At 74.9% G+C, this 26,680-nt stretch carries 22 protein-coding genes; 16 read left to right on the forward strand and 6 right to left on the reverse strand.

Translation table 11 applies throughout. The features are described 5' to 3' along the window. Positions 1 to 154: 154 nt before the first annotated feature. The 8 genes from Ae717Ps2_RS06915 (at position 155) to Ae717Ps2_RS06950 (ending at position 10,937) form a co-directional block, all read left to right on the forward strand. On the forward strand, positions 155 to 1,642 hold the full coding sequence (locus Ae717Ps2_RS06915; RefSeq protein WP_020627651.1) for an amino acid permease: 1,488 nt from the start codon (positions 155 to 157) through the stop codon (positions 1,640 to 1,642). A 41-nt stretch (positions 1,643 to 1,683) separates the two neighbouring features. After that, positions 1,684 to 2,493 carry a TIGR03936 family radical SAM-associated protein gene (locus Ae717Ps2_RS06920; protein ID WP_170917159.1) on the forward strand — a complete coding sequence of 270 codons (810 nt, stop codon included), beginning with the start codon at positions 1,684 to 1,686 and terminating at the stop codon, positions 2,491 to 2,493. Between the two features lie 172 nt (positions 2,494 to 2,665). After that, complete coding sequence (locus Ae717Ps2_RS06925; RefSeq protein WP_369804826.1) at positions 2,666 to 6,163, forward strand: translation initiation factor IF-2 N-terminal domain-containing protein; 3,498 nt, start codon at positions 2,666 to 2,668, stop codon at positions 6,161 to 6,163. A 180-nt stretch (positions 6,164 to 6,343) separates the two neighbouring features. Next, the gene (rplU, locus tag Ae717Ps2_RS06930) at positions 6,344 to 6,649 is read left to right on the forward strand and encodes a 50S ribosomal protein L21 (RefSeq protein ID WP_020624746.1); all 306 of its coding nucleotides are present in this window, start codon (positions 6,344 to 6,346) and stop codon (positions 6,647 to 6,649) included. Positions 6,650 to 6,661: 12 nt separating this feature from the next. Beyond that, complete coding sequence (rpmA, locus tag Ae717Ps2_RS06935; RefSeq protein WP_020624745.1) at positions 6,662 to 6,919, forward strand: 50S ribosomal protein L27; 258 nt, start codon at positions 6,662 to 6,664, stop codon at positions 6,917 to 6,919. 119 nt (positions 6,920 to 7,038) lie between these two features. Continuing rightward, positions 7,039 to 8,538, forward strand: a complete 1,500-nt coding sequence (gene obgE, locus Ae717Ps2_RS06940) for a GTPase ObgE (protein WP_075311309.1) — start codon at positions 7,039 to 7,041, stop codon at positions 8,536 to 8,538. A gap of 7 nt (positions 8,539 to 8,545) precedes the next feature. After that, positions 8,546 to 9,658, forward strand: coding sequence for a glutamate 5-kinase (gene proB / locus Ae717Ps2_RS06945; protein WP_075311311.1), 1,113 nt, complete (start codon positions 8,546 to 8,548; stop codon positions 9,656 to 9,658). A gap of 25 nt (positions 9,659 to 9,683) precedes the next feature. Beyond that, on the forward strand, positions 9,684 to 10,937 hold the full coding sequence (locus Ae717Ps2_RS06950) for a methyltransferase domain-containing protein (protein ID WP_075311313.1): 1,254 nt from the start codon (positions 9,684 to 9,686) through the stop codon (positions 10,935 to 10,937). Between the two features lie 101 nt (positions 10,938 to 11,038). Here Ae717Ps2_RS06950 and Ae717Ps2_RS06955 read toward each other — a convergent pair whose 3' ends face one another. After that, entirely contained in the window at positions 11,039 to 11,473 is a 435-nt protein-coding gene (locus Ae717Ps2_RS06955) for a nitroreductase/quinone reductase family protein (RefSeq protein WP_075311315.1), read from the reverse strand. Between the two features lie 59 nt (positions 11,474 to 11,532). Further along, positions 11,533 to 13,635, reverse strand: coding sequence for an ATP-dependent DNA helicase RecQ (locus Ae717Ps2_RS06960; protein WP_233147474.1), 2,103 nt, complete (start codon positions 13,633 to 13,635; stop codon positions 11,533 to 11,535). A gap of 108 nt (positions 13,636 to 13,743) precedes the next feature. Between Ae717Ps2_RS06960 and Ae717Ps2_RS06965 the strand changes: the two genes are divergently transcribed. Beyond that, entirely contained in the window at positions 13,744 to 14,637 is an 894-nt protein-coding gene (locus tag Ae717Ps2_RS06965; protein WP_075333148.1) for a MoxR family ATPase, read from the forward strand. A gap of 164 nt (positions 14,638 to 14,801) precedes the next feature. Beyond that, the gene (locus Ae717Ps2_RS06970; RefSeq protein ID WP_083695105.1) at positions 14,802 to 15,671 is read left to right on the forward strand and encodes a hypothetical protein; all 870 of its coding nucleotides are present in this window, start codon (positions 14,802 to 14,804) and stop codon (positions 15,669 to 15,671) included. An 18-nt stretch (positions 15,672 to 15,689) separates the two neighbouring features. Here Ae717Ps2_RS06970 and Ae717Ps2_RS38125 read toward each other — a convergent pair whose 3' ends face one another. Together Ae717Ps2_RS38125 and Ae717Ps2_RS06975 are read right to left on the reverse strand one after the other, a co-directional pair. Then, positions 15,690 to 15,857 (reverse strand): hypothetical protein, encoded by a 168-nt coding sequence (locus Ae717Ps2_RS38125; RefSeq protein ID WP_170917006.1) that lies wholly within the window; start codon positions 15,855 to 15,857, stop codon positions 15,690 to 15,692. Next, the gene (locus Ae717Ps2_RS06975; RefSeq protein ID WP_075332982.1) at positions 15,854 to 17,053 is read right to left on the reverse strand and encodes an IS701 family transposase; all 1,200 of its coding nucleotides are present in this window, start codon (positions 17,051 to 17,053) and stop codon (positions 15,854 to 15,856) included. The genes Ae717Ps2_RS38125 and Ae717Ps2_RS06975 overlap by 4 nt, the downstream gene beginning before the upstream one ends. A 217-nt stretch (positions 17,054 to 17,270) precedes the next feature. On the opposite strand from Ae717Ps2_RS06975, the gene Ae717Ps2_RS06980 reads away from it, so the two are divergent. Further along, positions 17,271 to 18,713: a VWA domain-containing protein gene (locus Ae717Ps2_RS06980; protein ID WP_075311321.1), complete on the forward strand. Its 1,443-nt coding sequence runs from the start codon at positions 17,271 to 17,273 to the stop codon at positions 18,711 to 18,713. A 53-nt stretch (positions 18,714 to 18,766) separates the two neighbouring features. After that, a complete protein-coding gene (locus tag Ae717Ps2_RS06985; RefSeq protein WP_198932144.1) occupies positions 18,767 to 22,114 on the forward strand; it encodes a BTAD domain-containing putative transcriptional regulator in 3,348 nt (1,115 codons plus the stop codon). Here the strand turns inward: Ae717Ps2_RS06985 and Ae717Ps2_RS06990 are convergent. Next, entirely contained in the window at positions 22,075 to 22,749 is a 675-nt protein-coding gene (locus tag Ae717Ps2_RS06990; protein ID WP_083702285.1) for a hemerythrin domain-containing protein, read from the reverse strand. The two genes, Ae717Ps2_RS06985 and Ae717Ps2_RS06990, sit on opposite strands and share 40 nt — an antisense overlap. Before the next feature lie 181 nt (positions 22,750 to 22,930). On the opposite strand from Ae717Ps2_RS06990, the gene Ae717Ps2_RS06995 reads away from it, so the two are divergent. Beyond that, entirely contained in the window at positions 22,931 to 23,299 is a 369-nt protein-coding gene (locus Ae717Ps2_RS06995; protein ID WP_043281558.1) for an SPW repeat protein, read from the forward strand. A 137-nt stretch (positions 23,300 to 23,436) separates the two neighbouring features. After that, complete coding sequence (locus Ae717Ps2_RS07000) at positions 23,437 to 23,988, forward strand: TetR/AcrR family transcriptional regulator (RefSeq protein ID WP_075333150.1); 552 nt, start codon at positions 23,437 to 23,439, stop codon at positions 23,986 to 23,988. Between the two features lie 18 nt (positions 23,989 to 24,006). On the opposite strand, the gene Ae717Ps2_RS07005 is transcribed toward Ae717Ps2_RS07000, so the two are convergent. Further along, the gene (locus Ae717Ps2_RS07005; protein WP_075311327.1) at positions 24,007 to 24,897 is read right to left on the reverse strand and encodes a hypothetical protein; all 891 of its coding nucleotides are present in this window, start codon (positions 24,895 to 24,897) and stop codon (positions 24,007 to 24,009) included. Between the two features lie 254 nt (positions 24,898 to 25,151). On the opposite strand from Ae717Ps2_RS07005, the gene Ae717Ps2_RS07010 reads away from it, so the two are divergent. Together Ae717Ps2_RS07010 and Ae717Ps2_RS07015 are read left to right on the forward strand one after the other, a co-directional pair. Then, positions 25,152 to 26,204: an ABC transporter substrate-binding protein gene (locus Ae717Ps2_RS07010; protein ID WP_158071466.1), complete on the forward strand. Its 1,053-nt coding sequence runs from the start codon at positions 25,152 to 25,154 to the stop codon at positions 26,202 to 26,204. 154 nt (positions 26,205 to 26,358) lie between these two features. Further along, positions 26,359 to 26,655 (forward strand): hypothetical protein, encoded by a 297-nt coding sequence (locus tag Ae717Ps2_RS07015; RefSeq protein WP_020627074.1) that lies wholly within the window; start codon positions 26,359 to 26,361, stop codon positions 26,653 to 26,655. Positions 26,656 to 26,680: the final 25 nt, after the last annotated feature.

Consider the following 26,680-nt stretch of genomic DNA (forward strand, 5'->3'; position numbering starts at 1 on the left):
CCCTCGCGTTCGCGTCCGTCCGGTCGGCTCCGTCCCGTGGTGTCCGGATCGGATACGCGACGGTCACAGGGGCACGTGATCTCACGGGAAACGTCGAACTAGGGTCTGGCCGCACCGGGCGCGACGGCGTCCGGATCCGGCGTGGGGGGACCACATGGCGACGACGCACGACCCGGCGGGCAGCAACCGCCCGGACTTCTCCCACGAGGAGGAGGGCTACCACAAGGGTCTGGGGAAACGGCAGCTCCAGATGATCGCCATCGGAGGTGCGATCGGAACCGGACTGTTCCTCGGTGCGGGCGGCCGGCTCGCCTCGGCGGGCCCCGCGCTGGCGCTGGTCTACGCGGTCTGCGGCGTGTTCGTGTTCCTGATCCTGCGGGCGCTCGGTGAGCTCGTGCTGCACCGGCCGTCGTCGGGGTCGTTCGTCTCCTACGCCCGCGAGTTCTACGGCGAGAAGGCGGCCTACGTGGCCGGCTGGCTGTACTTCCTCAACTGGGCCTTCACCTCCATCGTCGACGTGACGGCGATCGCGCTCTACATGAAGTTCTGGGGCGCCTTCTCCGACGCCCCGCAGTGGCTGATCGCCCTGATCGCCCTGGTCGTGGTGCTGGCGGCGAACCTGGTCTCGGTGAAGCTGTTCGGCGAGCTGGAGTTCTGGTTCGCGCTGGTCAAGGTGATCGCACTGGTGGCCTTCCTGGTGGTGGGCACGGTGTTCCTCGCGGGACGGTTCCCGATCCAGGGCGCCGAGACCGGCATCTCGGTGATCACCGACAACGGCGGTCTGCTGCCCAACGGCCTGCTCGCCGCGGTGGTCATCACCCAGGGCGTGGTGTTCGCCTACGCCGCGACCGAGCTGGTCGGCACCGCGGCGGGGGAGACCGAGAACCCGGAGAAGGTGATGCCCCGAGCGATCAACTCCGTGATCGCGCGCATCGCGCTCTTCTACGTCGGCTCGCTGGTGCTGCTCGGCCTGCTCCTGCCCTACACCGCCTACCGCGAGGGCGTCAGCCCGTTCGTCACGTTCTTCGACTCGATCGGCGTGCCCGGTGCCGGCACCGTGATGAACCTGGTGGTTCTGACCGCCGCGCTGTCCAGCCTCAACGCGGGGCTGTACTCGACCGGTCGCATCCTGCGCTCGATGGCGATGAACGGGTCGGCGCCGGGCTTCACCGGCCGGATGAACAAGTCGGGCGTGCCCTACGGCGGCATCGGCCTGACCGCGGTGATCACCCTGCTCGGCGTCGGGCTGAACGCGGTGGTCCCCGAGCAGGCCTTCGAGATCGTGCTGAACATCGCCTCGCTGGGCATCCTCGCCAGCTGGGCCACGATCGTGCTCTGCCAGATCCGGTTCGTGCGGATGACCGAGTCCGGCATCCTCACCCGGCCCTCGTTCCGGCTGCCCGGCTCGCCGTGGACCGGCTACGCGGTCCTGGTCTTCCTGCTCGGGGTGCTGGTGCTGATGGGCTTCGACTACCCGGTCGGGACCTTCACCGTCGCCTCCATCCCGGTGCTGGCGGTGCTGCTGACGATCGGCTGGTTCCGGGTGCGGACCCGGGTCCGCGAGGCCGCACAGGAGCGGATGGGCTACACCGGCGCCTTCCCGGTCCGCGCCGACCGGCCGCACCCGCCGCACCGCGGCTGACCGGACCGGGCCCGGTCTCTAGACTCCGAGCCGTGGCACGCGTGAAGGCAGGAGCGGCGGCGAACCCGGCACCCCCGACGGTGCAGCGGGTCCGCCTGCGCTTCGCCAAGCGCGGCCGGCTGCGGTTCCTGTCGCACCGCGACGTCGCCCGCAGCTTCGAGCGCGCCGTCCGCCGGGCCGGCGTCCCGGTCGCGCACTCGCACGGCTTCAGCCCGCATCCGCGGCTGTCCTGGGTCGGGGCCGCCCCGACCGGTGCGGCCAGCGAGGCCGAGTACGTCGAGATGGGCCTGACCCGCGAGGTCGACCCGGAGCTGGTCCGCGCGGCGATGGACCAGGCGCTGCCCGACGGGCTCGACGTCGTCGCGGCCGCGACCGCGGTCCCGCCGGCGCTGGCCGACCGGATCGACGCCGCCCGCTGGCGGCTGGAGGTCCGCGGCATCGCCGTCGAGGAGGTGCGGGCCGCGGTCGAGGCGTTCACCGCGCAGGAGTCGGTCGTGGTGACCCGGCTGACCCCGTCCGGCCGCAAGGAGATCGACGTGCGTGCGGCCGTCGTCACTCTGCTCGTCGAACCGCAGGTGAACGACCCGGAGGGCGATCGTGACCCGTCCGGGTCGGCGGGTTCGCCGTCCCCGGTCACCGACTGTGCGATACTGACGGCGGTCGTACGGCTGACGACACCGACCGTTCGACCCGATGACGTACTGGGCGCGCTCACCGTCGTCGCAGACCTGGCGCCGCCGGTACCGGTGACGGCCACCCGGTTGGCGCAGGGCCTGCTCGACGACGCGGGCGACCTGGTGGATCCGCTCGGTGCGGTCCCGGTGACCCGGGCCCGGCCGGACGCTTCCTGACCCGGACGGCGCACCGCCTCCGGTCCGGCGTCGAGCACCATCCCCGGAGATCGGGGAGCGACACCAGATGTGCCGCACCGCGCAACCCGCGCGTGCTGCAGAACGTACGCGCAAGGTCCCTGCGTGGCCGCCTCCGACGCGAGGCGCCCGGGGGCGAAGGAGCTGAATGTCCGTGAACGACACGCCCGCCGGTGACACCGGCGGGCTCTCCGAGCTGCCGGAGAAGATGCGGGTCCACGCCCTGGCCAAGCTGCTGGGGACCGCGAGCCGAGACGTCCTCGCCGCCCTGTCCGGGCTCGGCCAGGAGGTCCGCAGCGTCCAGTCCAGCATCACCCGGGCGACGGCCGAGCAGGTCGTCGCCGCCCTGCGTCCGGGCACCGAGCCCGCCGCGGCGTCGGCCGACCGGGCCCCCGAGCCGGCCGTCACCGACGCGCCCGACCCGGTGGTCACCGAGGTGCTCGCCGCACTCGACCTCGGTGCCGGCACCGACAGCAACACCGACACCGGCACCGGCACCGCCGCCGGCCCGGATGCCGCCGCGGCCCCCGCCGACCCGTTCACGACCGGCTCCGCCCGGGCCCGTGGCGCGGCCGCACCGGCGCTCGCCCCGGTCTTCGCGGTCCCGATGTTCCAGGCCCCGGCCGCCCCGGGTGCCGCTCCCGCCGCGACCCCGGAGCCCGTGGGCCGCGACACCGCGGCCGAGCAGGCCGAGGACGGCCCCGGCGACGGCGCCCCCCGCAAGGGACGGAAGGGCCGTCGCCGCAAGGACCGCGACGCCGCCGCGACCGACGCCGCCGCGACCGACGCCGCCGTGACCGACGGCACTGCCGGCACCGACAGTGCTGACGGTGCCGGCAGTGCTGCCAGTGCCGACAGCACCGGCGACGCCGGCGACCCGGACCGTGTGGACGTCCCGGCCGGGGACTCCGCCGACGACCGGGCCGAGGACCGGCCCGATTCCGACGACGACGGTGACGACGAGAACGGCAACCGCCGTCGTCGCCGCCGGGGCCGCCGTGGCCGTGGCCGCGGCAAGGGCGGCGAGGACTTCGGCGAGGACGGCGGCGACGACTCCGACGACTCCGAGGACCCCGGCTCCGAGGACTCCGGGGCGGACTCCGGGTCCACCGGGGCCGGCTCCGAGGACTCCGACTCCTCGGACGACTCCGACGACTCCGAGGACCAGTCCTCGGGCGGCTCGCGCCGGCGGCGGCGCCGTCGTCGTCGCGGGGGGTCCGAGGTCGAGGACCGTTCCGAGGACGACCCGCCCAACACCGTCACCCGGGTCCGCGAGGCCCGCAGCGAGTCCCGCCAGGACTCCGGATCGTCCTCCGACGACCAGGTCCAGGGCGTGCGCGGCTCCACCCGGCTCGAGGCCAAGCGCCAGCGCCGCCGGGACGGCCGCGACGCGGGCCGTCGCCGCCCGCCGATCCTGTCCGAGTCGGAGTTCCTGGCCCGGCGCGAGTCGGTCGACCGCCAGATGGTGATCCGCCAGCGCGCCGACCGCACCGAGATCGGCGTGCTCGAGGACGGCATCCTGGTCGAGCACTTCATCACCGGTGGCAACTCCGGCAGCTCGATGGTCGGCAACGTCTACCTCGGCCGCGTGCAGAACGTGCTGCCGTCGATGGAGGCGGCGTTCGTCGACATCGGGCGCGGCCGCAACGCCGTGCTCTACGCCGGTGAGGTCGACTGGGACGCCGCCGGACTCAACGGCAAGGCGCGCAAGATCGAGCAGGCGCTCTCCTCGGGCGACCAGGTCCTGGTGCAGGTCACCAAGGACCCGGTCGGTCACAAGGGTGCCCGGTTGACCACGCAGATCTCCCTCGCCGGTCGCTTCCTGGTCTACGTCCCCTCCGGTGGCGCAGCGGGGATCTCCCGCAAGCTGCCCGACACCGAGCGTAAGCGCCTCAAGGAGATGCTGAAGGAGATCGTCCCGGCCGACGCCGGCGTGATCATCCGGACCGCCTCCGAGGGCGTCTCGCACGAGGCACTGGAACGCGACGTCCGCCGGCTGCAGGCGCAGTGGGAGGTCGTCAAGGAGAAGGCGAACAAGACCGGCCCCGGCGCGCCCAAGGCGCCGACGCTCCTCTACGAGGAGCCGGACATGCTGGTCAAGGTCGTGCGCGACCAGTTCAACGAGGACTTCTCGAAGCTGATCGTGTCCGGCGCCGACGCCTGGGACACCGTGTCCGGCTACGTCGAGCACGTCGCGCCCGAGCTCGCCGACCGGATGCACCGCCACACCGGCCCGTCCGACGTCTTCACCGAGTACCGGATCGACGAGCAGCTGCTCAAGGCGCTGGACCGCAAGGTCTGGCTGCCCTCGGGCGGCACGCTGGTGATCGACCGGACCGAGGCGATGACCGTCGTCGACGTCAACACCGGCAAGTTCACCGGCTCCGGCGGCAACCTCGAGGAGACCGTCACCCGCAACAACCTGGAGGCGGCCGAGGAGGTCGTCCGCCAGCTGCGGCTGCGCGACATCGGCGGGATCATCGTCGTCGACTTCATCGACATGGTGCTCGAGGCGAACCGGGACCTGGTCCTGCGCCGCCTCACCGAGTGCCTCGCCCGGGACCGCACCCGTCACCAGGTCGCCGAGGTGACCTCGCTCGGCCTGGTCCAGATGACCCGCAAGCGGGTCGGCGGCGGGCTGCTGGAGCACTTCTCCACCACCTGCGAGCACTGCCGCGGGCGGGGCGTCATCGTCTCGACCGACACCGGGCCGGACCACCAGCACGGCCGCTCCGGCAACGGCGCCCAGCACGGCAACGGTTCCGGGAACGGGCACGGCTCCGGGAACGGGAACGGGAACGGCTCGGGCAACGGGCACGGCAGCGGCTCCGGGAACGGTGGCCACGCCGACTCCGAGGGCGGCGGCCGCCGCAAGCGGCGTCGGGGCGGCAACGGCAACGGGGACTCCGGCCAGGGCGAACCGGGTGACGGTGGCTCCGGCCGCCAGGACCCGGGTCGCCAGGACACCGCGCGCCACGACACCGCGCGCCAGGAGGCCGACCGCAACGGCTCCGGCCACCGCAACGGCTCCGACCGTCCGGACGGGCGCGTCGGGGACCGGGACCGTGCCCGGGACGACTCCGGCGACACCGAGCGCGTCGACGCCGCCGCGGCGGTCGCGGCCGTCGCCGCGGGCAGCACCCCGAAGGGCGACGACGGCGCGGCCGCCGGAGCCACCGGGGTCTCCGTGCCGGCCACGGCCGACACCACCACCGTCGACGCCGCCCCCGCACCCGCACCGGCCGACGACGAGACCGTCGTCGCCGAGCCGCGCGGGGAGCTGACCGGTTCCGCGGCCCCCGTGGTCGCCGAGCCCACCGGTGCCCCGCAGGCCGCGGCCCCGGCCCGGGACGCGGCCCCGGAGCCGACGGCGACGGGGTCCGCCCCGGAGCCCGAGGCACCCGCACCGCGCCGCCGCCGGGCCAGCCGTTCCGCCGGCCCGGTCCGCGGTGGTGAGCCGGTGGTCATCACGACCGCCTCCACGCCGGAGGAGTCCACTCCGCCGGCCGCCACGGCGACACCGGCCGACGCGGGACCGGCGGCCGTCCCGGCCGTCGCCGCGCAGCCGGAGCCCGCCGCGGTCGTCACCCGTACCCGCCGTTCGCGCCGGGCGGCCTCCCGCCCGGCGGGTCCGCCCCAGGACGGAGGGTGACAGTGACCCCGCCGGAGAGCACTCCGACGGGGTCGCGTAACGTTGACCGACAGAAGCCACGCCTCTGCACACGACAGTGTTCGGCACGGGGGCCGTGGTGTGCGCGCCGGGACCGGCGCGAGCTGTCACAGCCCGAGCGCACCAGATGCGCCCCCGATGTTCAGGAGTCGTGCGTCAGCGATGTACGCGATCGTCAAGACCGGCGGCAAGCAGTACAAGGTGGCCGTCGACGACGTGGTCACCGTCGAGAAGCTCGACGGTGAGCCCGGCGCCGAGATCATTCTGCCCGCCGTGCTGCTCGTCGACGGCGACCAGGTGACCACCGACGCCAGCGGCCTCACCTCCGCGGTGACGGCCACCGTCGTCGAGCACACCAAGGGTCCGAAGATCCGGATCCACAAGTTCAAGAACAAGACCGGGTACCACAAGCGTCAGGGGCACCGTCAGCCCCTGACGAAGGTCCAGGTCACCGCGATCGGCAAGTAAGGAGCCCGCGTCATGGCACACAAGAAGGGTGCGTCCAGCTCCCGTAACGGTCGCGACTCCAACGCCCAGTACCTGGGTGTGAAGCGTTTCGGCGGCCAGTCGGTCAAGGCTGGCGAGATCCTCATCCGTCAGCGCGGCACCGCCACCCACCCGGGTGTCAACGTCGGGCGCGGTAAGGACGACACGCTGTTCGCCCTCGCCGCCGGGACCGTCGAGTTCGGTTCCAAGCGCGGCCGCAAGACCGTGAACATCGTGCCGGCCGAGGTCTGAGCGACCCGCCAGCACAGCGACGCCGACGGCGGGTCACCCCGGTAACGGGGGGCCCGCCGTTCGTCGTGTCACCACCCACCGCGGCCCCGCCGCGGTACGACACCGACAGGAGCACCGTCATGTCCCGGTTCGTGGACCGCGTCGTGCTGCACGCGACCGCGGGTGCCGGGGGCAACGGCTGCGCCTCGGTACACCGCGAGAAGTTCAAGCCGCTCGGCGGCCCCGACGGCGGCAACGGCGGCCGGGGCGGCTCGGTCGTGCTCGTCGTCGACGCGGGCGTGCACACGCTGCTCGACTACCACCACCGCCCCCGCGCGGAGGCGAAGAACGGCACCCAGGGGCAGGGGGCGTTCAAACAAGGCGCCAACGCCCCGGACCTGGAGCTGCGGGTGCCCGACGGCACCGTCGTGCTCGACGCCGATGGCGAGGTCGTCGCCGACCTGGTCGGCGTCGGCACCCGGTTCGTCGCCGCCGAGGGCGGACGGGGCGGGCTCGGCAACGCCGCGCTGGCCTCCGCCGCCCGCAAGGCCCCCGGGTTCGCGCTGCTCGGCGAGCCCGGCGACGAGGTCGAACTGACCCTGGAGCTGCGCAGCCTCGCCGACGTCGGCCTCGTCGGGTTCCCCAGCGCGGGCAAGTCCTCGCTGGTCGCGGCGCTGTCCGCGGCCCGTCCGAAGATCGCCGACTACCCGTTCACCACCCTCGTGCCGCAGCTCGGCGTGGTCAGCGCCGGCGACGACACCTTCACCGTCGCCGACGTCCCTGGCCTCATCCCCGGCGCCGCCGAGGGCCGTGGCCTCGGCCTGGAGTTCCTGCGCCACATCGAGCGCTGCTCGGTGCTGGTGCACGTCGTGGACTGCGCGACCTTCGAGACCGAGCGCGACCCGGTGTCCGACATCGAGGCGCTGGAGACCGAGCTGGCGCACTACGCCGAGGCGCTCGGCACCAGCGCGCTGGGGGAGCGGATCGACCAGCGGCCGCGTCTGGTCGCGCTCAACAAGATCGACGTCCCGGACGCCGCCGACCTGGTCGACATGGTCCGCGACGACCTGACCGAGCGCTTCGGCTGGCCGGTGTACGCGATCTCCACCGCGTCCCGCGCCGGCCTGCGGGAGCTGAGCTTCGCGATGGCCGAGCGGGTCGCCGCGGCCCGCGCCGCGCGCCCGGAGGCCGAGCCGAGCCGGATCGTGCTGCGCCCGCGCGCCGTCGACGACACCGGCTTCACCATCACACCCGACCCGGAGCTCGACGGCGGGTTCATCGTGCGCGGGGAACGCCCCGAGCGGTGGATCCGCCAGACCGCGTTCGAGAACGACGAGGCCGTCGGCTACCTCGCCGACCGGCTCGCCCGGCTCGGCGTGGAGGAGGCGCTGGCCAAGGCCGGAGCCGTTCCCGGCTGCCCGGTCACCATCGGCCAGGTCACCTTCGACTGGGAGCCGTCCACCCCGGCCGGCGTCGCCGCCCTGCTCACCGGGCGCGGCACCGACATCCGGCTGGAGGGCAACGAGCGGGTCGGCGCCGCCGAGCGCAAGCGCGCCCGGGTGGCGCGCCGGGCGCACCTGTCCGACGCCGAGCTCGCCGCGGGCGCCCGCTACTCGTCGGACCACGAGATCGAGGAGTGAGACCGGCGTGAGCACGCGCGCCACGCTGGGTGCCGCGAAGCGGATCGTGGTGAAGGTCGGGTCGTCGTCGCTGACGAGCCTGACCGGCGGGCTCGACCCGGCCCGGCTCGACGCGCTGGTCGACGCCCTGATGGGGCGCCGCGCCGCCGGCACACAGGTGGTGCTCGTCTCCTCGGGGGCGATCGCGGCCGGGCTCGCGCCGCTGCAGCTGCGCAGGCGGCCGCGGGACCTCGCGACCCAGCAGGCCGCCGCGTCGGTCGGGCAGCTGCTGCTCGCCCACGCCTACTCGGCGTCGTTCGCCCGGCACGGGCAGGGCATCGGGCAGGTCCTGCTCACCGCCGACGACATGATCCGCCGCTCGAACTACCGCAACGCCCAGCGCACGCTGGAGCGGCTGCTGCAGCTCGGGTCGCTGCCGGTGGTCAACGAGAACGACACCGTCGCCACCGCCGAGATCCGGGTGGGCGACAACGACCGGCTCGCCGCACTCGTCGCGCACATCGTCGGCGCCGACGCGCTCGTGCTGCTCTCCGACGTCGACGGCCTCTACGACGGCCACCCGCGCGACCCCGGCACGTCGCTGATCCCCGAGGTCGACGACCCGGCCGAGCTCGCCGGGGTCAGCGTGACTCGTCCCGGGTCCGGGCTGGGCACCGGCGGCATGGCCACCAAGGTCGAGGCGGCCGCGATGGCGTCGGCCGCCGGGATCCCGGTGCTCCTGACCGCCGCCGACCGGATCGCCGACGCCCTGGCCTGCACCGACGACGGGCCGAAGGTCGGCACCGTGTTCCGCGCCGCCGGGACCCGGATGAGCGCCCGCCGGTTCTGGCTGCGGCACGCCGCCGACGTCCGCGGGGCCCTCGACCTCGACGACGGCGCGGTCGAGGCCGTCCGGAAGCGGCGTCGCTCGCTGCTCGCGGCGGGTGTCCACGGGGTCTCCGGCGACTTCGTCGCGGGGGACGTGGTCGAGCTCCGTGCCCCGTACGGCCGCCCGATCGCCCGCGGCGTGGTGTCCTACGACGCGACCGAGCTGCCGCACATGATCGGCCGCCGGAGCCGCGAGCTGCCCCCCGAACAGCGGCGCGAACTCGTCCACGCGGACGACCTCGTTCTGCTCTAGGCGGCCGCAGGGGCACAATGCCCGCATGTCGGCCGACCGCGCCCGTTCCGCGCTGGTCGCGTCCCTGGTCAGCGCCGGCCGGGTGCGCACCCCCGCGGTCCGCGCGGCACTGGAGACGGTGCCGCGCCACCTGTTCCTGCCCGCCCTCGACCCCGGCGAGGCCTACGCCGACGTCGCCGTCCCGATCAAGGTCGACGACGGCGTGACGGTCAGCTCGGTCTCCCAGCCGTCGATGGTCGCGATCATGCTGGAACAGCTGGGGGCCGCGCCGGGGCACCGGGTGCTGGAGGTCGGTGCGGGGGCCGGCTGGAACGCGGCGCTGCTGGCGGAGCTGGTCGGCCCGGACGGAGCCGTGACCACCCTCGACATCGACGACGACCTGGTCGCCGGGGCCCGGGCGAACCTGGACACCGCCGGGTTCGACGACGTCGACGTCGTCGCCGGGGACGGGGCGCTCGGCTACCCGCCCGGAGCGCCCTACGACCGCATCGAGCTGACGGTCGGCTCCACCGGCGTCCGGCCGGAGTGGGTCGCCCAGCTCGCGCCCGGCGGCCGGCTGCTGCTGCCGCTCACGGTCCGCGGCAGCCAGCTGTCGGTGGCGTTCGTCCACACCGCCCCGGGACGGCTGCGGTCGAGCTCGGTGCGCAGCTGCGCGTTCGTCCGGCTGCGCGGGGAGGGCGCGGACCAGGGGGCCGAGGTCTCGCTGCCCGACGGACGGTGGCGGGTGCAGCCCGCCTGCGGCTCCGACGACGCCGACGACCCGGACCCGCGGGCACTGGCCCGCGCGACCACCGGCGAGGGCACCGACCGGCCCGTCGCCGCGGCGGGCACGGTGGCGGACCTGTGGGACGGGCTCGGGCTGTGGGCCGCGGTCGCCGACCCGGGGGTGGTGCGGCTGTTCGGCCCGGCCGAGGGCGGGGCCGCGCCGGCGTTGTTCGACCTCGGTGGCGTCCGCGCGACGCTGGGCCTGGTCGCCGGCGACGGCTGTGCGGTGCTGCTGGCGGCCCCGGAGGCGACGGTGCGGGCCTGCGGGCCGGACGGTGACCTCGCCGCCGAGCGGCTGGCCGGGCTGATCGCGGGGTGGGTCGACGCGGGCCGGCCGCACGCGGCGGACCTGCGCATCGAGGCGGTCGTCCCGTCGCTCGCCGATCCCCGGGACGGCGCCGACAGCGCCACCAGCGCCGCCGGAGCGCCCGGGGCCGGGCCGGGCGAGGTGCTGGTGGACGGTGCGGGTACCCGGCTGACCCTGCGCTGGGGTCCGGCCCACGCCGGGGGCTGAGCGGGCCCCGGCGTGGGCCGACCGGCACGACCGGGCATGTGCCGACCCTACGAAGGTGATCCGGATCCCCGGAATCATCTGCCCTGATGATGCGCGGCCGGTCAGCCGCGCGGCTCCAGGTGGACCAGCGGGATCTCCCGGCTGGTGCTGCGCTGGTAGCCGGCGTAGTTGCGGTACCGCTCCGTGACCTGCGGCCACAGCGTCGCCCGCTCGGCCGGGTCGGCGATCCGGGCGCGCATCGGCACCCGTGGGCCGCCCTGGACGGCGACCTCGACGTCCGGGTCGGCACGCAGGTTGAGGAACCAGGCGGGGTGGCGGTCGTCGCCGCCCCGGGAGGCGACGACGACGTACTTCCCGTCGCCGTGGAGCGGGGCCGTGAGCAGCACCGTGCGCGGCTCACCGGAGCGTCGGCCACGGGTGGTCAGCTCGACGACGGGCATCCCCATCGCCGAGTGGCCGATCTTCCCGCCGGTCAGCCGGATCAGCAGCCGATGGCCGGCGTTCATGGCCTTGAGTGCGAAGTCGGGCGGGTTCATGCCCCGAGCCTACCGACGGGTAGGGCTCGGTCGGTGGGCGTCGTCCTCCACGGGAGACCTCACCCGGCGACGGCCAGCACGAGCGGTAGCACCTCCGGCGCCCCGGCCCGCCGCAGCGCCCGCGCGGCGACGGTCATCGTCCAGCCCGAGTCGACGACGTCGTCGACCAGCAGCACCGGCCCGTCGATCCCGGACAGGTCCGGCACGGTGGCGGCGTCGAGCCCCTCCCACACCGCGGCCAGCCGCCGGGCCGAGTTCTCGGCCGCCGCGGGACGTTCGCCGACGGGGGAGAGGGTGCCGAGCAGCGGCAGCCTGCCGATCTCGGCGATCCGCCGGGCGAGGTGGTCGAGCTGGTGCGGACGGGTCCGCGAGCCGATCCCGACCACACCCACCGGTCGCTGCTCCCAGCCCCACCCGGCGAGCACCCGGACCAGCGCGTCGAGCACGTCGGCCGGCACCGGGTCGTCGCCGCCGGTGACGAGCTCGCGCAGCCGGGTGCCCCACCCGATGCCGGACAGCCGTCCGATCGCCCGGCCGGTGGCGGCCTGCTCGCCCGCGGCGATCTTCCCCGACAGCGGGACCCCGATGTCCTTCATCCCGGACGGCCACATCTTCCGTGGCGCGATCTCGATCCCGGGCCGGGCCAGGCGCTCGGTGGCGGCCTGCTCGCCGTCGGCGGACACCTCGTCGGACCAGACGGTGCCGGTGCAGGTGTCGCAGCGCCCGCACGGCGTCGGGTCCGGGTCGTCGAGCTGACGGCGCAGGAACACCAGCCGGCACTCGGTCGTCGCGATGTAGTCGAGCATCGCCTGCTGCTCGGCACGGCGGGCGGCGTTCACGCGCTCGTGGCGCTCGGTGTCGTAGACCCACTCCCGGCCGGTGGCGATCCAGCCGCCCTTGACGCGCTTCGCGGCACCGTCGGCGTCGAGGACCTTGAGCAGCATCTCCAGCCGGGTGCGGGACAGGTCGACGCGGGTCTCGATCGACGCGGTGGACTGGGGCCGGTCCGACAGCACGGCGAGGGTCTGGCGGACCAGGGGCTCGGGCGGGAACGCCAGCGACGCGAAGTAGGCCCAGATGTCGCGGTCCTCGCGGCCGGGCAGGAGCACCACCTCGGCCCGGTCCAGCGCGCGACCGGCGCGGCCGATCTGCTGGTAGTAGGCGACCGGCGAGGCGGGCGCCCCGAGGTGCACGACGAACCCCAGGTCGGGCTTGTCGAAGCCCATGCCCAGGGCCGAGGTCGCGACCAGGGCCTTCACCCGGTTCTCCATCAGGTCGGACTCGGCGGCCAGGCGGTCCTCGGGATCGGTGCGCCCGGAGTAGGAGCGCACCGCGACCCCGCGCTCGCGCAGGAACTCGGCCACGTCGTCCGCGGCCTGGACGGTGAGGGTGTAGATGATGCCGGCGCCGGGCATCTCGTCGAGCTTCGCCGCGAGCCACGCCAGCCGTCGCGCCGGGGTCGGCAGCCGGACCACGGCCAGGCGCAGCGACTCGCGGTCCAGCGACCCCCGCAGCACCAGCGTGTCCTGCTGGCCGTGCCCCATCCCCAGCTGCTCGGACACGTCGGTGACGACCCGGTCGTTCGCCGTCGCCGTCGTCGCCAGCACCGGGATCCCCGACGGCAGCTCGGCGATCAGCGTGCGCAGCCGCCGGTAGTCCGGCCGGAAGTCGTGGCCCCAGTCGGACACGCAGTGCGCCTCGTCGACCACCAGCATCCCGGCGCTCGCCGCCAGCTTCGGCAGCACCCGGTCGCGGAAGTCGGGGTTGTTGAGCCGCTCGGGGGACACGAGCAGCACGTCGACGTCCCCGTTCGCGATGTCGGCGTAGACCGCGTCCCACTCGTCGGCGTTCGCCGAGTTCACCGTGACCGCCACGATCCCGGAGCGGATCGCGGCGTCGATCTGGTTGCGCATGAGCGCCAGCAGCGGCGACACGATCACCGTCGGGCCGGCGCCGTGGGCACGCAGCAGCGCAGTGGCCACGAAGTAGACCGCGGACTTGCCCCAGCCGGTGCGCTGCACGACCAGGGCCCGGCGGTGCTGGGCGACCAGCGCCTCGATCGCGGTCCACTGGTCCTCGCGCAGCCGGGCCTGCGGCCCGGCCAGCTGCTGCAGGACGGTCTCCGCGCGCTCGCGCAGGTCGGTGCTCGATGCGGTGGTCACGGCACCCATGGTGGACCCGACCCCCGACAACGATCCGACGCGGGCCGCCGGGGTGTGAGCCGGGCCACCCGTCCGACGCGTGGCGGTCCGGGCGTGCAGGATGATCGCGTGTCGTCCGACAGTCCTGCCCACCGCCCGGTCTTCGGCTCCGTGGCGGACGTGACCGCCCGGCTCGCCGACGCCGGCTACCTGGCCTCGACCGCCGTCGCGACGACGGTGTTCCTCGCCGACCGGCTCGGCAAGCCGCTGTTGGTCGAGGGCCCCGCCGGGGTCGGGAAGACCGAGCTGGCCAAGGCCGTCGCCGCGGCGACGGGGTCCGGACTCGTGCGCCTGCAGTGCTACGAGGGCATCGACGAGGCCCGGGCGCTCTACGAGTGGAACCACGCCAAGCAGCTGCTGCGGATCACCGCCGGGCAGCGCGGCGAGGACGGCGCGGACTGGGACGCCACCCGCGACGACGTGTTCTCCGAGGAGTTCCTGCTCCCGCGTCCGCTGCTCACCGCGATCCGGCGCACCGACCCGACCGTGCTGCTGATCGACGAGATCGACAAGGCCGACGTCGAGGTCGAGGGCCTCCTGCTGGAGGTCCTGTCCGACTTCCAGGTCTCCATCCCCGAGCTGGGCACCGTCACCGCGAACCGGCGCCCGTTCGTGCTGCTGACCTCGAACTCCACCCGTGAGCTGTCCGAGGCGCTCAAGCGCCGCTGCCTGTTCCTGCCCCTGGACTTCCCCGACGCCGACCTGGAGCGCCGGATCGTGCTCACCCGCGTCCCGGAGCTCACAGAGCAGCTCACCGACGCCCTGGTGCGCACCGTGCGGGTGCTGCGGGCGATGGAGCTGCGCAAGGCCCCGAGCGTCGCCGAGACGATCGACTGGGGCCGGACCCTGCTCGCGCTCGGCCTCGACACCCTCGACGACGACGCCGTCCGCGCCACCCTCGGTGTCGTCCTGAAGCACCGCTCCGACGCCGACAAGGCCGCCGCCGAGCTCCGGCTGAACTGAACGGCGCACCTGTGCCGAACGGGCCAATGCCGTACCGCTGATCGGCCGTCAAGGTCTTCGCCCCTATGGAGTGAAGATCGGATCGATCGGCCTGCCGGGCGTAACCGGGACGGGTGGCGCGAGTTGTGCCGGTTACACGCTCCCCAGCGACCGGAGGCCCACCGATGACCGCCCTCCCGGAACTGTCCCTCACCGCCCGCCGTCTGCTGCGCGCCGGACTGGCCGCCGGTGCCGCGCTCGCGGTCGGGCTCGCCACCGCCGGCACCGCGTCGGCGCAGGACGGGGCACCGGACATCGACGTGCACCCGGGTGTCATGACCCGCACCGGGCCCGAGGGGGCCCAGTGCACCGCGAACTTCGTGTTCACCGACGGGTCCGCGACCTACCTCGGGCAGGCCGCACACTGTGCGGGCACCGGCAGCTCCACCGACGTGGACGGGTGCGAGGCGGACTCGTTGCCGCTCGGCACCCCGGTCGAGGTCGAGGGCGCCACGGCACCGGGCCGGCTCGCCTACTCCTCGTGGCTGAGCATGCAGGAGCGGGGCGAGACCGACCCGGACACCTGCCTGTTCAACGACTTCGCGCTGGTCGAGCTCGCCCCGGAGGACGCCGCGCGCACGAGCCCCGCGGTGCCGTTCTACGGCGGCCCGACCGGGGTGGCCGACGGCGTCGCCACCGGCGGGGTCGTCTACGGCTACGGCAACTCCTCGCTGCGCCAGGGCGTGCGTGCACTGCGGCCCAAGACCGGCACCTCCACCGGCACCGCGGGTGGCGGCTGGACGCACACCGTGGTCACCGTCCCGCCGGGCGTGCCCGGTGACTCCGGCTCGGGCTACCTGACCGCCGACGGCCGCGCCCTCGGTGTGCTCTCGACCCTGAACCTGGCCCCGGCACCCGGCACGAACGGCATCAGTGACCTGCGGAAGATGCTCGACTACGCCAACGGCCCCGGCGGTCTCGGCGGCGCACTGCGCCTGGTCGAGGGCGACCGCCCGTTCACCCCGCAGCCGGTGCCGATCGACCCCGCCTTCTAGTACTGCAACGGCAGTTGATCAGCTCGGGGGTCGTTCGCCGCGTCGGCGGTAGTGGCAGTCGCGGGCCTGTTGTTGGCGTTCACGGCGCCAGGTCGACCAGTGCATGACGTGGTCGATGCAGGTGAGCGGGGTGAAGGCGAGCGCGGCGAGGAGACGGCGGATCTCGTTGCCCGACAGCTGAATCAATGCGCGCCGGCTGGCTGAGGATCCCCCTTTTCGGCCTCGCGTGCGTGTTCGGCGGCGCGGGTGACGGCGAGGTAGGCCGCGGTGAGCATGGCCAGGGTGATGTGGGCGTGCCAGGCTCGGTAGGAGCGGACTTGGTAGTGGTCGAGGCCGGCCTCGTTCTTCGCGGTCTGGAAGCATTCCTCAATCGCCCACCGCGCCCCGGCGACTCGAACGAGGTCGCGCAGCGGCGTGTTCGCCGGGGCGGCGCAGCGGTAGAACGCCAGCTCACGGATGGTCTTGCCCTCTGCGGGCTCGGTCTGGCGGCGCACCAGCAGCCAGTGCCCCCAACCCGCCGGGAGGCCGTCGATGGCCAGCGCAACCGCGGTCCAGTCATAGACCCGCATCCCGTGCGCGCCCGGCCCGATCGCGCGGCGCTCCCACCCGTCGTGCCCGGTGTCGAGATCACGCGCCCCGGCGATCGTGGCCAGGGCCTTGGCCGGGCGACGATTCCCGTCCGGGCTGGTGAGCATGTCGTCATTGCGGGTGGCCAACACGAACGGGATCTCCCGCTCGGTGAGCCAGTCGCGAAAGCCCGGGTTCTGCCCGTAGACCTCGTCCGCGGTCACCCACGACCCGGACGTGAGTGCCCCAGCGGCGTACGTGCGGGCCAGCATCGCCGTCCCCAGCTGCGGTTTCGTGGCGAACTCGACGTCATCGGGGACATCCGCGCGCTCGCAGCGTTCGCGGTCCTCGGTCCACGAGGTCGGCAGGTAGAGCTCCCGGTCGATCAACGCCCGCCCCCGCTTCGAGGCGTAGGCCAGGAACACACCGAGCTGACAGTTGTCGATCTTCCCGCTGGTGCCGGTGTACTGGCGCTGCACCCCGGCCGAACACAGGCCCTTCTTGATGAACCCGGTCTCGTCCACGATGAACACCCCCGACGCGGTGTCGGTGAGATGTTGCAGGACGTAGCCGCGCAGGTCGTCGCGGACCCCGTCGACGTCCCAGTCCGCGGTGCGCAGCAGCCGCTGCATCCCGTCCGGCGACATCGCCCCGGCGTGTTCGGCGAGGGTCCAGCCGTTCTTCCGCTCGAGCCCCGCGAGCAGGCCTCGCAGGTAGGTTCCGACCCGCCGGCGCGGCTCGACCCTGCGGAAACGGCCAGAGATCAGCTCCACCACCGCATCCAACGAGGCCACCCACCCGGCAAGATCAACCACGCGGTGATCATCACCGCCGAACGGCCGTCAGCCTCTCACCACACGCCGAACTGCCGTTGCAGTACTAGGCGGAAGCTCCCGCGGTGTGGGACCGCGGTGCACCCCGGCGCTCCGGTCGTGGCTCGGCGGCTCGACCGGAGCGTCGGCGCATGTTCCGACAGTGGCGGGCTGGCCGACCACTCTCGCTGATCACGCGCGCGTCGCGCATGATGGACGGGTGACGATCCCGCCCGCCGCCGCGCTCGCCCCGGAGCACGGCCTGCCCGGGCACCTCGTCGACTTCGTCTCCGCACTGCGCCGCCACCACGTCGCGGTCGGCCCGGGGGAGACCGTCGACGCGGCCCGCGTGCTCGGCGCCCTGGACCTGCTGCACCGCGACCAGCTGCGGGAAGGGCTCGCCGCGGCGCTGCTGCGCCGCTCCGGGCAGCGCGACACCTTCGACGCGCTGTTCGACCTGTGGTTCCCGCCCGCGCTGGGCGCCGGGTCCTCCGACGTCGACGTCCCGCGGATCGACGACGAGTCCGGCGAGGGCACCGGCCCGGTCGACGTCGACGCGCTGCGCGAGATCCTCGCCGACCTGCTGCGCGACGGCGACGAGGAGACCCTGCGCGAGCTCGCCCGCGCCGCCGTCGACGCGATCGGGAACTCCGGCGCCGCGGGCCAGGGCGTCCGCGGGCAGACGGCCAAGCCCAACTGGTCGGCCTACCAGGCGCTGAACGCGCTGTCCCCGGACACCCTGCTCGCCCGGATCCTCGACGGGCTGCGCGAGGAGGGGGACACCGACTTCGTCTCCGAGGTCCGCCGCCGCGAGATCCGCGACCGCATCGCCCGCTTCCGCGACATCGTCCGCGAGGAGGTCCGCCGCCGCACCGCCGAGCAGCGCGGCCGCGAGCAGATCGCCCGCACCACCACCCCCACCCAGACCGACCAGGTCGACTTCCTCACCGCGAACGCCGCCCAGCTCGCCGACCTGCGCCGCACCGTGCAGCCGCTGGCCCGCCGCCTCGCGTCGCGGCTGTCGGCGCGGCGTCGCCGGTCGAACCGCGGACAGCTCGACCTGCGCCGCACGCTGCGCCGGTCGATGTCCACCGGCGGCGTGCCGATGGACCCCGCGCACAAGGTCCGGCGCCCCGGCCGCCCCGAGCTGGTGCTGCTGTGCGACGTGTCCGGGTCCGTCGCCGGGTTCAGCCACTTCACGTTGCTGCTGGTCCAGGCGCTGCGCGAACAGTTCTCGAAGGTGCGGGTGTTCGCGTTCATCGAGCGCACCGACGAGGTCACGCACCTGTTCGAGCCCGGTGCGGAGCTGTCCGGGGTGATGCAGCGGGTGCTGCGCGAGGCCACGCTCACCGCGTTCGACGGGCACTCGGACTACGGCAGCGCGTTCGGCGACTTCCTGGAGCACCACGGCGACGCACTCACCCCGAAGGCGTCGCTGCTGGTGCTCGGCGACGGCCGCACCAACTACCGCGACCCCAACCTGCGGGCCCTGGCGATGATGGCCGGGCGGGTCCGGCACGCGCACTGGCTCAACCCCGAGCCCGAGCGCAGCTGGGGCTCCGGGGACTCGGCCGCCACCCGCTACGGCGAGGTGCTCCCGATGCACGAGTGCCGTACCGCCGCCCAGCTCACCGACGTCGTCCAGGCGCTGCTGCCGGTCTGACCGCCGGGCCACGGGGGCTGACACGCGCGGCACCGTGGGCCTAGATTCCCCGCGTGCAGGAGGTCACGGTCCGGGTCCTCGGCCCGCTCCGTGTGACGGCCGACGGCACGTCGGTCGCGGTCGGCTCGGGTCGCCGCCGCGAGCTGCTGGCCCGGCTCGCCGCGGCCGGTGGTGAGGTCGTCGCCGTCGACACGCTGGTGGAGGACCTGTGGCAGGGCGCGCCGCCCGCGCAGGCGCACGGCGGGCTGCAGGTCCACGTCTCCCGGCTCCGGCGGCTGCTCGAACCCGACCGGTCCCCGCGCGCGGTCCCGACGGTGCTGGTCAGCCGCCCACCCGGCTACGCGCTGGCACTCGGTCCCGACGGGCTCGACGCGCGTGCCTTCACCGACCTCCTCGACCGTGCCGCCGCGGCCACGCCGGACCGGGCCGACGCCCTGCTCGGCGAGGCCCTGGCGCTGTGGGCGGGGCCCGCCTACGCCGAGTTCGCCGACGCCTCCTGGGCGCGTGCCGAGGCCGAACGCCTCGACGAGCTGCGTCAGGTCGCGCTGGAGCGTCGGGCCCGCGCGCGGCTGCGGCTGGGCCGGGCCGACGCCGTCGTCCCCGACCTGACGACGCTGGTGGGGGAGCACCCGCTGCGCGAGGACGCGGTCGGGCTGCTGGCCGTCGCGCTGTACCGCACCGGCAGGCAGGCCGACGCGCTGGCCGTGCTCTCCCGCACCCGGCGGCTGCTCGCCGACGAGCTCGGCGTCGACCCCGGCCCCGGGCTGCGCGCGATCGAGGCGGACGTGCTCGCCCACCGCGACCCGGCCGGCGGCACCGACGCGCCCGCGGTCCTCCCGACGGCGCGGCCACCCGGGCCGGCGCCGGCCGAGCCGCCGGCGAGGACACCGTCGCTGCTCGGGCGCGGGCCCGAGCTCGGCAGGCTCGCGGCCGCCGCGGAGCGGGCCCGCGGCGGTGCCCAGCTGGTGCTCGTCGCTGCCGACGCGGGCGCCGGCAAGTCCGCGCTGCTCGCCGCGTTCGCCGCCGCCGCGACCGCCGACGGCTGGACGGCCGTCACCGCCCGCTGCCCCGAGATCGACGGCGCCCCGCCGGCCTGGGCGTGGCGGGAGATCGTCGACGCCCTCGTCACGGCGCACGACCCGCCCGCCGACCTGGTCGAGCGGCTCGCGCCACTGCGCTCCCCGGCCGGGCCCGGCGGCGCCGAGGTCACGTTCTGGCTGGCCCGGGCGGTGGTGGAGCTGCTCGCCGTCGCCGGGCGGGAGCGACCGCTGCTGCTGGTCCTGGACGACCTGCACCGCGCCGAGTCCGAGACCCTCGCGCTGCTGCGTGCGGTCGTCACCGGCGCCGCGGAGCTGCCCGTACTCGTCGCCGCGGGCCTGCGCCCGGCCGAGGCGGGCGCCGAGCTGCAGGCCGCGCTCGCCGCCCTCGCCGAGCCCACCGTGGACCGCATCGAGCCTGCGCCGATGACGACGGACGATGTCGCCGGGATGCTGGACCGGCACGGGGTGCCCGCCGCCACTCCCGAGCTGGTCGCCCGGATCACCGAACGGACCGGCGGGAACCCGCTGTTCGTCCGCGAGCTGGCGCGCCTCGTCGCCGCCGAGGGCCCGTCCGCCGCGGCCGACGCCGTCCCGGCCGGGGTCCGCGAGGTGCTGCGCCGACGCGTGGCCCGGCTGCCCGCGAGCACCCGCACCGCGCTGGCCAGGGTCTCGGTGCTGGGCCGGGAGCTGGACACCGACGACGCCCTCGACCTCGCCGCCTCCGCCGACGGCGACGACCCGTTGGACGCCCTGGAGCCCGCGGTGCTCGGCGGGATGCTGCTCGAACCCGAGCCGGGGCGCCTGCGGTTCTCCCACGACCTGGTCCGGGACACCCTCTACGGCGACATCCCGCACCTGCGTCGTGCCCGGCTGCACGCGGCGGCCCACGCGATCCTCAGCCGCAGGTGGCCGGACGACCCGGTGCCGCTCGCCCACCACGCGCTCGCCGCCGGGTCCGCCGTCGCTCCGGACCGTGCCCTGGCCGCGGTCCGTGCCGCCGCGGCGGCCGCCGCGGGGTTCGGCTCGCACCGCGAGGCCGCCCGGTTCCACGGCCACGCCGTCGAGCTCGCCGGGCGGGTCGGGACCGGCGTCGACGACGAGCTGGCCCTGCGGTGCGCGCTGGTCGCCGAGCTCGCCCGCGGCGGCGACGGCCACACCGCCCTGACCGAACGCCGGACGGCCGTCGAGCGGGCGCGGGTGGCCGCACCGCAGTGGCTCGGCGCCGCCCTGACCAGTTACGACACCCCGGTCAGCTGGACCATCCGGCCGGGGCAGAACATCGACGCCGAGCTGATCGACCTCATCGAGACCGAGCTCGCGGCGACCCCGCCCGACGCCGTCGACCGGCGGGTACGGCTGCTGGCCGCCCTGGTGTTCGAGATCGAGGGGCACGACGACGACCGGGTCCGCTCGGCCTCGGCCGAGGCGATGGCGCTCACCGCGCGCGGGGTCGACCCGCTGCTGCGCTGCCGGGCGCTCAACGCCCGGTTCTTCGCGGTCCTCGCCCCGGACCTGTGGCACGAGCTGGCCCCGGTGGGCGAGGAGCTGGCCGAGCTCGGCGGCCGGGCCGGGCACGCCGGCTACCGCACGCAGGCCCACCACCTGCAGCTGATGGTCGCCGCCGGTCGCCACGACCTCGACGCGGCGTCGCGGCACGCGGAGGCCGCCGTCGCCGGTGCCCCCGGCGGGCAGCTGGAGTTCACTCTCGGCTGGGCGCACATCTTCGCGGCACTGCGGTCGCTCGTCGCGGGTGAGCTGGACGCCGCCGAACGGGGCTACGCCGTGCTCGCCGACCGCTTGGGCGGCTCCGGGCAGGTCAACGCCGCGCTCATGGGGCTGCTCGGACGGTTCGCCGTCCGCCACGCCCAGGGCCGCCTCGGCGAGCTCGCCCCCGAGCTGGACGCGGTCGCACCGCGCCTGCCGCCGGCCTTCGGGGACTTCCTCGCGCTCGCCCACCTGCACGCGGGTGACCCGGTCCGGGCCCGGGAGGTCTGGGTCCCGGACAGTGAGCTCGCTCGCAGCTACTACTGGCTGCTGTGGACGTGCGTGCGCGCCGAGGTGGCAGTCGGGCTGGGCGACCGCGCCGTCGCCGACCAGTGCCGCGCCCGGCTCCGCCCGTGGACGGGATCGGTGGCGGGGCTGTCGTCGGGCACGATCGCGACCGGCCCCACCGACCTGGTGCTCGCCGCGCTGGAGGAGATGCTCGACCCGGCGGGCGGCGCCCGGGTCCGCCACCTGCACGAGGCCGAACGGGTCGCGACGGAGCTCGGGGCCCCGGTGTGGCGCGACCGCGCCCGGCGGCTGCTCGGACGGGCCGCGGCTCAGGACGTGCCGAACACCAGCGCACAGCGCCTGCGGTAGCCGCCGCGCAGCAGCCGCTCCATCAGCACGACCACCGGCCCGGCCTCGCGACGCATCCCTGCCCACTCCTGCGGGGTGGTCACCGCGGCGATCCGCGGCAGCATGAACCGCAGGCCCGGCCCGGACTTCTGCACCTGCGCGACGACCGCGTCCCAGTCGGCGGCGGGCACGTGGCGTTCGATCACCGGGAACAGGTCGCGCTCCTCGGCGTCGAGGTGCTCGTCGATCTCGTCGCGGACCACGGCCAGCCGGTCCGCGAGCAGCCCCGCCGCCCCCGCCCGGCCGGGTCCCTCCGCCGCGGCGACGACTCCCGCCGCCGCCTCGCGCACGGCGGCCAGCAGCGGGTCGAGGCGGCCGTGGTCGTCGCTGAGCTCGGCCAGGTCGACGGCGTGTCCCGCGTGCCGGGCGATCACCGGCCAGGCGATCTCGTCCTCGGCGGTGTGGTGGCCGTGAATCTCGTGCTCCAGATGTGCCAGCCAGGTCTGCAGCGCGCGGGCGCGCCGGTCCGGGCAGGACGCGCCGTCGGCGATCGCGCGGGCGGCGTCGGTGAGGCGGTGCAGGTCGGCGCGCATGACGCGGTGGGCGAGGGTGATGCCGACCAGGTCGGCGGTACGGGTGTCGCGGGCGGTGGTCACCGGGGGTCTCCTACGGGTTCGGGACGGTCGGTCTCTCGACACCGCAGACCGTGCGCCCACCCGCTGGCCGGGGACTTGCACGTCACTTGCGTCACCGTTCGTCGGGTCTTGACCGGCCGGCCAATCAAGAGTAGACCGGAGGTATCCCCACAGGGACCTCACAAGGAGAAGGTGACTGACGATGGCTGGGACCACTGGTCGTACCTGGCAGCGCTGGCAGGACTGGGCAGCTCTCGTGATCGGTGTACTGACGGCCCTCTCGCCTCTCGTGACGACGACGAACGCCGCCGCTGCGTGGACGATGGTCGTACTGGGCGTGGTGCTCGCCGCCACGTCGCTCTGGTCGCTCGCGGTGCCCGGCTCGGTGGCGAGCGAGTGGGTGCACGGTGTACTCGGCGTGCTGCTGTTCCTCGCCCCCTGGGTGATGGGCTACAGCGCGCTGGCCGGGGCGTCGTGGACGTCCTGGGTGGCGGGTGTCCTCGCGGTCGTCGTGGCGGCCTCGGCGCTGCCCGCGGCGAACGCCGAGCACCGCACGCTCGCCGCGCACTGACCGCGCCGACAGGGCCGACAGGGCCGACACAACCGATCGATCCGACAGAACCGACCGTCCGACAGCCGGACGACCAGGTGAGGGGCCGCGACCCGCAGGGGTCGCGGCCCCCGCCGCGTCCGGGGGAGGATCGCACTGTGGACCACGAGCTCGACCCGGACGCACCCGCCCGGGACCGCATCCTCGACGCGGCCGAGGAGTTGTTCGCCCGGCACGGGTTCGACGCGACGCCCACCTCGCGGATCGCCGAGCGCGCCGGAGTGCCGAAGGGCCTGGTGCACTACTACTTCCGTCGCAAGCCCGACCTGCTCGAGGCGCTCGTCGAGCGGCTCCCGCACCCGGTGCGCGGGGCGGACGTCGCCGTCGCCGGGGACGCACTCGCCGGGCTGCGGGCACTGGTCGCCGCGCTGGACCGGGCGCTCGACGCGTCCTCGGTCCTGTCCCACCTGCTGTGGCGCGAGGCCGACACCCATCCCGTCGTCCGCGACGCGCTGCTGCGCCGCGCCGGTGAGCTGGAGGACGCGGTGCACGAGGTCCTCGCCGCCGGCGGCGGGGCGCCGGACCGGATCCGCGCCGCCGCGCGGCTGCTGGCCGCGGCGATCGGACACCGCTACGCCCTCGACCGGCACGGCGACGACGACCGCACCGACATGGAGGCCGAGCTGTCCTTCGTCGCCGCGGGCCTGTAGCGGCGCTCCCCGGGCGGGTCAGGGCCAGGGGCGCCAGGGGGCGCCGGACTCCTCGTAGCGCGGGACGGTGTGCCTGCGGTCGGCGAGCCGGTGCAGCGCGTGCGCCGTCCACGTCCGCCACCCCAGCAGGGCCAGCACCACCACGATCAGCCCGGCGGTCAGCGGCCCCGCCCAGCCGAGCGGCCCCGAGGCGTTGACCGCGGCCATCACCAGCGGGCCGAGCAGCGCGAACACCGCGCCCGTGACCTGCGGGAGGCGGGCGTCGGCGAGCACGTCGACGGCGATCAGCCTGCGCTGCTCGCCGTCGGGCGTGCCCCCGGACCGCAGCACCTTGCGTGCCGCGGCACGGTCGCGCACCAGCCCCATGTCCGGCCCGCGGGCCGGGGCGACCCGCACCGGGATCCGCGACGCCGACAGCCACAGCAGCACCACACCGAGCAGGCTGAGCAGCCCGCCGACGACGATCGCGGCCAGCAGGTGGTCGGCCCGGGCGTGCACGTCGGTGGTGATCGAGTAGACGACGCCGAACCACACCGCCGCGACCCCCGCCGCGACCCGGCCGAGGATGACGGCCCGCAGCGACGGCGGCCGCACGGTCGGCCACGGCCCGGCCGGTACGACGGCGGTGGCTGCGGCCGCCCGCCCGTCACGCAGTCCGTCGGCCCGGTCGTCGGCCCGGACGTCGCCGCCCCGGCCGTCGGGGCCGTCGGTGCGGACCTCGGGTGCCGGCGGGGCGGGTGGGGCCGCCACCGGGCCGGGTGTCCCCGGTGGCCGCACGGGCGGCGGGGACGCGGGCTCGTACGGCCGCCCCTGTCCGCCGGATGCGGGCGGAGGGGCCGGGGGACCGGGCGCGGGGGAGCGGGGGCCGGCGTCGCGGTCGGCCCGGTCGCCGGTGTCCGGAGCACGCATGGCCGCGACGTTACCCGCGGGTTCGGACCCTCCGGCCGGGGCGCCCGTCCCACGCGACGGATGCGGCCCCCGGCGCGCCGAGCGACCAGAACGACCGCCGACCCGAGCCCGCCCCACACGGGATCCGGCTTCCGGCACGGGGTCCGAACCCGTGTCGCAAGCCGTATCCCGTGTCGCACGTTCGGGACTTGGCGCAGGAGTCGGCATCGTGCTGGGTCAGGTTAGGCTTGCCTTTTGACCTGAGGAGGTTCGTCGTGCCGCTCGCTGCAGCACCCCTGTCCGCCCGTTCCGTGAGCCGTCGTGGCGTCCTCGCCGGCGCCGCCGGCCTGCTCGTCCTCGCCGGGTGCGGCGCCCGGCCGCAGGACGGGCAGGGGGCGGGGGATGCGGTCGCGGAGGGCTACCCGGTGACGGTGCGGCACGCGCTGGGGGAGACGGTCGTCCCGGACCGGCCGCAGCGCGTGGTCACGTTGAGCGCGGCGAACACCGACGTCGCGCTGGCGATGGGCGTCCTGCCGGTGGCGATCCCGCGCACCGTCTACGGCGGCGACGCCGAGGGCGTGCTGCCCTGGGTGCGCGACGCGATCACCGCGCACGGCGGCCCGTTCCCGCAGGTCATCGGCTCCGACGACCTGTCGGCGACGCCGATCGAGCAGGTCGCCGCGGCCCGCCCGGACCTGGTGCTGGCCACGTACTCCGGGCTGAGCCGGGCGGAGTACGACCAGCTGTCGGCGATCGCCCCGACCGTCGCCTATCCCGACGCCCCGTACTCCACCGGATGGCGGGACCAGACCCGCATCGCCGGTCAGGTGTTCGGGGACCCGGCACGGGCACAGCAGCTGATCGACTCCACCGGGCAGCGGCTGCGCACCGCGGCGCAGGGGTACCCGCAGCTGGCGGGAGCCACGTTCGTCTACACCGGAGGGATGGACGCCGGTGCGCTCGGGGTGTTCCGGGCGGGCGACGTCCGCGTCCAGCTGGTCACCGACCTGGGGCTCACCCTGGCGCCCTACGTCGAGCAGAACGCTCCGGGCGGCGGGGAGGTCTACTACACCGTGAGCGGCGAGCTGCTCTCGCGCGTCGAGTCCGACCTGGTCATCGGCTTCTTCGCGACACAGGCCGAGGAGCAGACGTTCCGCACTGCGCCCGGCGTCGAGCTGCTGCCGGCGATGGCCCGCGGCGGGTTCGCCCCGGTCGTCGGCGCCGACCGGGTGGTGGCGAGCTCGGCGCCGTCGGTCCTGTCGATCCCCTGGGTGCTCGACGCCTACCTGCCGATCCTGGCCGAGGCGGCCGCCCGCTCGCGCAGCTGAGCCGGATCCCCCGGCTGCCGTAGTCGACACCTGACTATCGGTTATTCGTGCTGGTGACGCTAACGGGTGAACGGCCGTTGCGGGCCCCGTCCGTCCTCGTTGAGCAGGCGAGACCGTGTGCGACGGTCCAACGATCAACCATGGAGGTTGTGAGATGCGGAAGTCCGTTCGCGGTGCGCTCGTCGGTGCAGCGCTGCTCCCCCTGGCCGTCGCGGCGCCCGCCGCGGCCTTCGCCGGCGGCACCGGCTACGACGAGGGTGGCAAGGACAAGGGTCACTCGAAGCACGAGGGTGACAAGGACAAGGGTCACCACAAGAAGTGGGACCACAAGAAGCACGAGGACAAGAAGCACGACCTCGCGCTGCCGGCCCCGCTGGACAGCGTCGTCGACCTGGTCACCGGTGCCACCGGTGGCGAGCTCCCGTCGCTTCCGTCGCTGCCGGTCGGCTGACCGAACCCGGTCCCGTGACGGGCCG

Origin of the sequence: Pseudonocardia sp. Ae717_Ps2, assembly GCF_001932475.1 — a bacterium.
Taxonomy (GTDB): domain Bacteria; phylum Actinomycetota; class Actinomycetes; order Mycobacteriales; family Pseudonocardiaceae; genus Pseudonocardia.